The 593-nt window shown below is 67.8% G+C and carries 1 pseudogene; it reads left to right on the top strand.

What is annotated here, in order from left to right:
- Positions 1-593 (top strand): annotated as a pseudogene (locus HGI46_RS21840) (mannitol dehydrogenase family protein); the annotation flags it as partial.

The raw sequence follows: 593 nt of genomic DNA, 5'->3' as shown, positions 1-593 counted from the left end.
TCGCCCGGCGTGGCGCGGCAGATGAACCCGCAAGGCGGGCTCTACACCGTGGCCGAGCAATCGGCCGATGAAGCGGCCCTGCGCATCGTGGGATCGGTGCGGGGCGTGCTGGTCGCCAGCGAGGAACCCGATGCGGTGATTGCCGCCGTGGCTGCACCTGCCACCCGCATCGTCAGCCTGACGGTGACCGAGAAGGGCTACTGCCGCAATCCTGTTGGCAGCCTCGACTTCGACCTCGCGCATTCCTTGAGCTTCTATTACTTCGTCACGCAGGGCCTGCTGGCGCGGGCCAAGGCGGGACTGCCCGGCGTGACGCTGCTGTCGTGCGACAACCTTGCCGAGAACGGCGCGATCCTCGAGCGCCTGATGCGCCAGTACCTGGCCCGGCACGAGCCCGATCTGGTCGACTGGTTCGATCAGCACTGCACCTGTCCCGCCACGATGATCGACCGCATCGTGCCCGCCACGACGGACGAGGACCGCGCGGCGGTGGCAGCAGCGCTGGGCGGTCTTGAAGACGAAGCCTGCCAGGATGAGGCCTGCGTCGTCACCGAACCGTTCAGCCAGTGGGTGATCGAGGACCGCTTTGCCGG

Source organism: Novosphingobium sp. ERW19 (genome assembly GCF_012641315.1).
In the GTDB taxonomy this organism is placed as follows: Bacteria; Pseudomonadota; Alphaproteobacteria; order Sphingomonadales; family Sphingomonadaceae; genus Novosphingobium.
The sequence above is the reverse complement of the archived record's forward strand: the minus strand, read 5'-3'. Positions and strand labels throughout refer to the sequence as shown.